The following is an 8,430-nucleotide window of genomic DNA, read 5'->3' on the forward strand; positions in this document are numbered from 1 at the left end:
CGCCGCGCCTCCGGTAGGCGCGGCCGGCGCCGCGCTCGGGGCCTTGCGCGGGCGCAGTCTGCGCGACGCGCTGCTGGTCGCGCAGGTCGCGGCGCTCGCTCGCGCCGGGCGTGGGCAGACCGTGCTCGACGTGCTCGACGCCGCCCTGCTCGACGCCGCGCGGGCGGGGCGTGCGGGCACCGTCGGCCGGCTCGCGAGCTCGCTCCTGCGCAGCGCGGGCGCGTGGCCGTGGCCGACCTACGGGGACGATCCCGGCCCGCTGCTCGAGCGTCTGCGGAGCCTCGAGCCGTTCGTCGAACGTGACCCCGCCGCGCACGCGCGGCTGCTCGCCGCGACCGCGATCGGCCGTTGCTACGACCCCGACCCGACCGTGCCGGAGCGGCTCTCCGCGCGGGCGCTGGCGATCGCTGACGCGCTCGGCGACGAGGACGCGATCGCCGACGCGCTGCTCGGTCGGCTGCTCACCTACTCGGGCGTCGCCGCGCACGCCGACGAGATCATCGTGCTGGCGGACCGCCTGATCGGCCTCTCGCATCGCGAGGCGCGCGTGGACGCCGCGATCGCCCGCGCCGTGGCGAGCATGGCCCACCTGTCGCTGGGCGACGTCGCCGCGGCCACCGAGGCCGTGCGCCTCGCGGTCGCCGAGACCGACGTGCTCCAGCTGCCCGTGATCCGCGTCCAGCTGCGCTGGATGGAGGGCACGCTCGCCACCTGGCGCGGCGACTTCGACGAGGCGAACCGCCATTACGACATCGGCACGCGCGTGCACCTGCAGACCGAGCTCTACTACGCGGGCTCTGCGGCGCTGGCCCGCCTCAGCCTCCGCCGTGAGCGCGACGACCTCGCGACCGCCGACCCCGCCGGCACCTTCGAGTGGGAGCCGTGGGACGCGGCAATCGCCGCCGCCCGCCACGACGCCGTCACCGCCGAGCAGCGCCTGACCTCCTGGCTGGACGAGCAGAACGCCTGGATCTGGATCACGCTCGGCCACGTCACCCTGCTCGCCGACACCGCGGTCGAGGCCGGTCTGGTCGACGTCGCGCCCCGACTGCTCGCGCTGCTCGACCCGTACGCGGGCCGGATCGCCGTCGTCGGCCACATCGGCGTGATCAACACCGTCGACTACGCGCGCGGACGGCTCCTCGCGCTGATGGGCGAGACGGACCGTGCCCGCGAGATCCTGGAGGGCACGCTGGCCTTCGCGCGCGCCACAGGCGGAGCGCCGACCGTGGCGCGCTGCGAACGCGCGCTCGCCGAGCTCGACGCGGCGCCCCGATAGCGCGAACGCCACGCGAGCGCCGGATTTCTCGGCCCAGCGACGAGGAATCCAGCGCTCGGCGGCAGGGCGCCGTCGGACTCCAAGCGCACTCCTAGCCCACGCCAAGCGGCGGCCCGGACACTCCGGCCATGTCGGTCTCCTCCCCACCTCTGACCGAGCTCCGCTCCCTGCTGACCGGAACGCTCGCCCTCCCCGGCGAGCCCGGCTATGAGCTCGCCACCCCTTGGAACGTCGCCGTTCCGATGACTCCCGCCGCCGTCGTGGCGGCCCATGACGCCAACGACGTCGCCGCCACCGTCCGCTTCGCCAACGACCACGGTCTCCGTGTCCTGCCGCAGCGCACCGGGCACGGCGCGGTGCACATGGACCTCGACGACACCCTCCTCGTCCACACCGCGAACCTCGACGAGCTGCAGGTCGACCCGGTCAACCGGCGCGCGCGGATCGGCGCCGGCGTCATCTGGCAGCAGGTGCTGGACGCGACGGCGCCGCACGGGCTCGCGCCGCTGGTCGGCTCGGCGCCGGGCGTCGGCGTCGTCGGCTTCCTCACCGGCGGCGGCATCGGCCCGTTGACCCGCACGTACGGGCTCGCGTCGGACACCGTGCTCGCCCTCGAGGTCATCACGGGCGACGGGCGCCTGCTGCGCGCCACGCCGACCGAGCACGCCGACCTCTTCTGGGGCCTGCGCGGCGGGAAGGGCACGCTGGGCGTCGTCACCGCGGTCGAGCTCACGCTCCTCCCGCTCGCCCAGGTCTACGGCGGCGCGCTGTTCTTCAACGGCACCGACGCGTCCGGCGTGCTGCACATGTGGCGCGAGTGGACGCAGGACCTGCCCGAGCACGCGAACACGTCGATCGCGCTGCTGCAGCTGCCGGACATGCCGGGCGTGCCGGCGCCGCTCGCCGGGCGGCTCACCGTCTCGGTCCGCTTCACCAGCACGGCGACGCAGATCGAGTGCGAGCAGCTGCTCGCCCCCATGCGCGCCGTCGCCGATCCGATCATCGACACGCTCGGGCTGCTCCCGTATGCGGCGATCGGCGCCGTCCACATGGACCCGACCGACCCGATGCCGGTGTACGAGACGAGCGGCCTGCTGCGCGAGCTCGCGCCGGAGACCGTCGACGCCCTGCTGGACGCCGCGGGCCAGGGCTCCGGCTCGCCGCAGTTCATCGTCGAGCTGCGGCTGATGGGCGGCGCGCTCGCCCGTGAGCCCGAGCACGCCAGCGCGTTCTGCCACCGCGATGCGGCTTACAGCCTGCTCGTGATCGGCGCGGCCGTGCCGGAGATCGCCGAGCTGGTCGCGAGCCACAACGCGACGGTGCAGTCGGCGCTCGCGCCGTGGCTCACCGGCGGGGAGTTCCCGAACTTCGGGGCGACCACCGGCGTGGCGCGGATGATGCGCGTCTACGACGAGGACACACGCATGTGGCTCACCGGCCTTGCCGAGCGTCACGACCCGAAGGGCGTGCTGCGCGTCGGCCAGACCGTGCGCGTCTAGTCCTCTTCGACCGCCTTCGCACGTGAAGGCGCGACGCGCGGTGGCTCGTTCGGCATCTTCGGATACACGGGCGGCCACGGCGCGTCCATCAGCCCGCTCGCCATGTCGCGCTCATGGAAGGCCAGCAGCGGCTCGAGCGACTGCGGCGCCATGTCGATCCACGGGTCACCGCGGTCGGCGAAGCGCTCCAGCACCACCGGGATCGTGAGCTCGTCGGGATGGACCTCGTCGAGCTCTTCCCAGGCGATCGGCGCCGACACCTGCGCGCCCTTGCGCGCCCGCACCGACCACGCGCCGAACACGGTCTTGTGCGGCGCGTTCTGGTTGTAGTCGACGAAGACGCGCTCGCCGCGCTCTTCCTTCCACCACGCGGCGGTCAGCAGCTCCGGGTGGTGGCGCTCGAGCTCGCGCGCCACGGCCACCGCGGCCGACCGCACCTCGTACGCGTCCCAGCGCGGCTCCAGTCGCACGTACACGTGCAGCCCGCGGTTGCCGGTCGTCTTCGCGTACCCGACCAGCCCGACCTCGTCGAGCAGCGCCTTCAGCGCCCGGCCGGCCTCGCGCACCATCGCGAAGTCGCATCCGGGCATCGGGTCCAGGTCGAGTCGCAGCTCGTCCGAGTGCTCCTGGTCGTCCGCCAACGACGGCCAGACGTGGAAGCCGAGACAGGCGAGGTTGACCGCCCACGCGACGTGCGCGAGGTCGGCGATCACCAGCGCCCGCGAAGGCGTGCCGTTGACGGTCTGGACCGTGGTGGTCTCCAGCCACTCGGGCGCGTTGTCGGGCACGCGCTTCTGGAAGAAGGACTTGCCGCTCGCACCCTGCGGGAAGCGCTGCATGAGCACGGGCCGCCCGCCCATCGTGCGCAGGAGCGGGTCACCGACCGCGGCGTAGTACCGCACCAGGTCGAGCTTGGTCTCGCCGCGCCCCTCGAACAGCACCTTGCCCGGGCTCGTGATGCGCACCTCGCGCCCGCCGAGCTCCAGTATCTCCACTTCACCGGCCACGGGCGTCACGCTACTGGGCGACGATCAGCAGCGAGTTCCCGTCCGGGTCCCAGACCCGGAACTGCGGCGGGCGACCGGCGAGCGGCGCGCCCGCCCAGAGCACGACTTCGCCCTCCGCCAGCGGCGCGTCGTCCACCCGTGCGCCGCCCGCCCGGAACGCCGCAAGATCCCCGGGGACGTCGTCGCTGCTCAGCGCGATCCCCGTCTCGACCCCCACGGAGCCGGACGCCACCAGGCACAACGAGATGATCTGACCGGGCGGCGCCACCTCGAGCCAGCGCTCGCCGCTGTCGTAGGTGAAGTCGCTGATCTTCTCCAGGCCCAGGACCTCGGTGTAGAAGGCCAGGGCGGCGTCCTGGTCGCGCACGGGGACGACGACCGTCGAGAGCTCTCTCAGAGGCATGCAGCTAAGGACGATGCGGCGGGCTGGAACTCATCGCCCGGTCCAGGTCGATGTCCGTGAACGACTTCGGGTCCTCGACCGGCTCCAGGTGCGTGAAGATCGTCGCGTGCGGGAGCCGGGCGCGCAGGTCGTCCTCGACGCGCTCGACCATGTCGTGGCCGTGCTGGACCGTCCAGGCGCCCGGGACGAGCACGTGCACCGACACGAACGCGCGCGAGCCGGCCTGGCGGGTGCGCAGGGCGTGGAAGTCGATGTCCTCGCGCTCCCGGAATTCGGTCAGCACCGCGTCGATCTTCGCGCGGTCGTCGCCGTCGAGGGCGCGGTCCATCAGGCCGTCGGCCGAGCGCCAGACCAGCGAGCCACCCGCGACGATGATGTTCACCGCGACCGCGAGCGCGATCAGCGGGTCCAGGATCTCCCAGCCGGTGAGCGCCACCGCGGCCACGCCGGCGATCACGCCGACCGACGTCCAGACGTCCGTGATCAGGTGCTTGCCGTCGGCTTCGAGCACGATCGAGCGTTCCTCGCGCCCCGCGCGCAGCAGCACGACGCCGACCGCCAGGTTGATCAGCGTCGCGCCCGCGGAGACGGCGAGGCCGATTCCGGCGCTGTCGATCGGCTGCGGGTCCAGCAGTCGCCCGAACGCGGTGATGCCGATCGTGACCGCCGCGACGAGCACGAGCGTCCCCTCCACGCCCGCCGAGAAGTACTCGGCCTTCTGGTGCCCGTACGCGTGGTCCTCGTCGGCCGGCTTGAGCGCGAAGCGCAGCGCGAGGATCGCGACGACCGCGGCGACGAGGTTGACCACGGACTCGGCGGCGTCCGACAGCAGACCGACCGAGCCGGTGAGCAGATAGGCGACGGTCTTGAGCGTGATCGTCGCGAGCGCGGCGGCGACGGACAGCCAAAGAAGCCGGAAGAGCCGGTCGGACTTCACCAGGAGACGGTACCTACCCCGTGGTCAGCCACGCGGAATCAACCGCAGCGTGAGCGCGGCGACCGCGGCGAGGAGCACCGCGGTGACGACGAGCGCGACCGACAGGCCGTCCGCGTAGGCCGCGGCGCCGCCGTCGGCGGCGTGGGAGACGACGATCGAGCCTAGCGCGGCCACGCCGAGCGTCGCACCCACCTGGCGGCCGGCGTTGTGGATCGCGGATGCCATCCCGGTCCGCGCGGCCGGCGCGGCGGAGACCGCGGTGGCGGTGGTCGGCGGCAGCGCGATCCCCGCGCCCGCGCCGAGCAGGAGCAGCGCGGGCCAGACGTCGCCGGGGCCGTCGGCGCCTCCGACCCGGCTGAGCAGGAGCGCGCCGAGCGCCGAGCACAGCAGCCCGGCGGCGATCAGCGTGCGCGGCCGGACGTGCGCCGTGAGCCGGCCGGAGACCGGCGCGAGCAGCGCGACCGCACCGCCGAGCGGCAGCAACGCGAGCCCCGTCTCCAGCGGCGAGAGCTCGCGGAAGGTCTGCAGGAACGCGGAGATGTAGACGCTGACGGCGAGGGTCGCGAACAGGATCGCCGCGGCCGCGAGGTTGGCGGCGGCGAACACCGGGCGGCGCACCAGCTCGAGGTCGACGAGCGGTGCCGGGTGGCGGCGCTCGGCGGCCACGAAGATGGCGGCCGTGAGCGCCGCGACCGCGAAGCTCGCGAGCACTTCGAGCGAAGCCCAGCCGCGTGCGGGGCCTTCGATGAGGCCGAACACGAGGGCGCCCAGCGCGCCCGTCACGAGCAGCGCGCCGAGCACGTCGAAGCGATGCGCGGAGCGCACCGGGCGGTCGTTCGGGATGAACCGCGCCGCGGCCACCGCGAGGACGAGCGCCACCGGGACGTTGACGCCGAACGCCCACCGCCACCCCAGCCCGGCGACGACCGCGCCGCCGATCAGCGGCCCGACCGCGACGCCGAAGCCCGAGCCCGCGCCCCAATAGCCGATCGCGCGGGCGCGCTGGAGCGGGTCGGAGACGTTGGCGGTGAGGATCGCGAGCGAGGCCGGCAGGACGAGCGGCGGTCCGAGCGCCTGCACCACGCGCGCCGCGATCAGCACTCCCGGGCTTGTCGCCAGCGCGCACGCGAGCGAGCCGGCGGCGAAGATCCCCAGCCCGGCGAGCAGCGCGCGGCGCCGGCCGTAGCGGTCCGAGAGCACGCCGCCGGCGACGAGCAGGGCCGCGAGCACGAGCACGTACGCGTCGACGATCCACTGCTCCTGCGTGGCGGACGCGCCGAGGTCCGCGCTGAGCGGCGGCAGCGCGACCGCGATCAGGTTCGCGTTCGCGACGCTCATCACCTGCGCGATGACGAGGACGATGAGCATCTACAGACCGACTTGATCCAGCGCGGCGGCAACCTCGGCCGACGGCGCGGGGATCAGGGGACGCGGCAGGTTCGGCTCGCCCGTGAACCCGCGCAGCGCGGCCGCGGCGGCGATCACGCGGATGCCGCCGTAGGTGCGGAAGAGCGCCCACAGCGGCTCGAGGTCCAGCGCCTCCCTGCGCACGATCGCGAGCGCCGCCTCCGGGAACAGGCCGCCGATCACGCTGAACCAGACGTCCGCGCCCGCGGCGAGCGCTTCGGCCGCGAACCAGTCGCCGCTCACGCCGAGCGCGACCGTCTCCGGCACGCGGCCGCGCAGGCCCGGGAGCCGCTCCGCCGCTCCCGGCCCGGGCAGCTTGATCGCGCCCACGTTCGGCAGCTGGGCGATCTCCGCGTGCAGGTCGTCGCTGAACGTGAAGCGCGTGGTCGTCGGGTTGTCGTACACGCATAGCGGCACGGACAGCTCGGCGGTGACGTCCGTGTACAGGCCGAGCACCTCGTCGTCGGTGAGCAGCTGGTAGGAGACGGGCGCGAGCAGCACCGCGGAGGCGCCCGCGGCCTGCGCGTCCGCCGCGTTCGCGAGCACGTCCTTCGTCCGCAGCGCGCCGATCCCGACCATCACCGGCACGCCCGCCGCGGCCTCCACCGCGAGCCGCGTGAGCCGGGCGCGCTCCTTGCGCTGCAGGTAGGCGTAGCTGCCGGTGCTGCCGAGCGGCGCGATCGAGTCCACGCCGGCGGTCGCGAGCCGGGCGACGAGCCGCGTGAACGCGCCCTCGTCGATGCCGTCCTCGTCGAGCGGGGTGAGCGGGAAGGCGCTGAGTCCGGTGAACATGGGGAGGCTCATTTCGTCGCGGTGGGTGGGGAGAGCGCGAGGGCGCGGCAGGCGGCGGCCGGGGCGCGGGTCATCTCGTCGCGGCGTCCAGGGCGGCGGCGAAGGCTTCGGCCTGCTCGGGGGTGAGCGTGGACGTGGTGACACGCAGGGCGTGGCGGGTCGGGCCGCCGACGGCGAACGCGCTCGCCGGGCGCACCTGCCAGCCGCGCTCGGCGAGCGTCGCGGCGACCCGATCGGCGTCGGCGGGCACGTCGACCCAGACGTTGAGGCCGTCGGGCGGGATCGTGACTGCGACGCCGTGGCGTTCCAGCGCGGCGACAAGCAACGCCGCGCGCTCGGCGTACGCGGCACGCGCGGCCGCGACCATCCGCTGTGTCGCCTCGTCCTCGAGCAGCGCGATCGCGAGCCGCTGCAGCAGGTGGCTGACCCAGGCGGGCGCGAGCCGGGCGCGCACGTGCGCGGCGGTCACCTCGTCGGCGGCCAGCACCGCGACCCGCAGGTCGGGTCCGAGGAACTTGGTGATCGAGCGGACCAGCGCCCACCGCGCCGTCTCGGGCGGCGTGACCCGGTGGTAGGCGGCCTGGGCGAGCGCGGAGAAGTGGTCGTCCTCGATCACGAGCACGTGCGGGAAGCGGGCCAGCACGTCGCGGAGCGCCGCCGCGCGCTCGGCAGTGACGCTCGCGCCGGTCGGGTTCTGGGCGCGCGGCGTGACGACCACCGCGCGCACGCCGGCGAGCAGCGCGCGCTCGAGCCCGTCCGCGGTCATCCCGGCCGCATCGACCGGCACCGGCACCGCCTCGAACCCGCTCAGCCGGAGCGTCCCGATGTGCGCGAGAAAGCACGGGTCCTCGGCCGCGACCGCGTCCCCGCGCGTGAGGTGCGCGGCGAGCACGCGCTCGACGGCGTCGACCGCGCCGTGCGCGACGACGACGGTGAAGTCGCGCGCCACGTCGACCGCGAACGCGCGCGCGGCCCACGCGACGAGCTGGGGGTCCTCGGGGGCGACGCCGTAGAGCACGGACTCGTCCACGCGCGAGGTCGCGACGGGGGGCGCGACGATGGCCGGCCCGGCGGCGTCGCCGGGCGCGACGACGGCCGGCGCGGCG

General features: G+C 74.4%; 7 protein-coding genes and 1 pseudogene. 2 read left to right on the plus strand and 6 right to left on the minus strand.

Annotated features, from left to right (window positions below; genetic code table 11):
- Positions 1–1,279, plus strand: a pseudogene (locus tag OJ997_RS35745) (BTAD domain-containing putative transcriptional regulator); the annotation flags it as partial.
- Positions 1,280–1,407: 128 nt separating this feature from the next.
- Entirely contained in the window at positions 1,408–2,778 is a 1,371-nt protein-coding gene (locus OJ997_RS35750; protein ID WP_270030245.1) for an FAD-binding oxidoreductase, read from the plus strand.
- Here OJ997_RS35750 and ligD read toward each other — a convergent pair.
- The 6 genes from ligD to OJ997_RS35780 all read right to left on the minus strand — a co-directional run.
- Complete coding sequence (gene ligD, locus OJ997_RS35755; protein WP_270030246.1) at positions 2,775–3,785, minus strand: non-homologous end-joining DNA ligase; 1,011 nt, start codon at positions 3,783–3,785, stop codon at positions 2,775–2,777. The two genes, OJ997_RS35750 and ligD, sit on opposite strands and share 4 nt — an antisense overlap.
- A gap of 10 nt (positions 3,786–3,795) precedes the next feature.
- Positions 3,796–4,188 carry a VOC family protein gene (locus tag OJ997_RS35760; RefSeq protein WP_270030247.1) on the minus strand — a complete coding sequence of 131 codons (393 nt, stop codon included), beginning with the start codon at positions 4,186–4,188 and terminating at the stop codon, positions 3,796–3,798.
- Between the two features lie 4 nt (positions 4,189–4,192).
- Complete coding sequence (locus tag OJ997_RS35765; RefSeq protein WP_270030248.1) at positions 4,193–5,125, minus strand: cation diffusion facilitator family transporter; 933 nt, start codon at positions 5,123–5,125, stop codon at positions 4,193–4,195.
- A 24-nt stretch (positions 5,126–5,149) separates the two neighbouring features.
- Entirely contained in the window at positions 5,150–6,493 is a 1,344-nt protein-coding gene (locus OJ997_RS35770) for a DHA2 family efflux MFS transporter permease subunit (protein ID WP_270030249.1), read from the minus strand.
- Positions 6,494–7,324, minus strand: coding sequence for a dihydrodipicolinate synthase family protein (locus OJ997_RS35775; protein ID WP_270030250.1), 831 nt, complete (start codon positions 7,322–7,324; stop codon positions 6,494–6,496).
- A gap of 70 nt (positions 7,325–7,394) precedes the next feature.
- The coding region (locus OJ997_RS35780; protein ID WP_270030251.1) for an aminotransferase class I/II-fold pyridoxal phosphate-dependent enzyme at positions 7,395–8,430 on the minus strand (1,036 nt) is incomplete at its 5' end.

This window comes from Solirubrobacter phytolaccae, from assembly GCF_027587195.1.
Taxonomy (GTDB): domain Bacteria; phylum Actinomycetota; class Thermoleophilia; order Solirubrobacterales; family Solirubrobacteraceae; genus Solirubrobacter; species Solirubrobacter phytolaccae.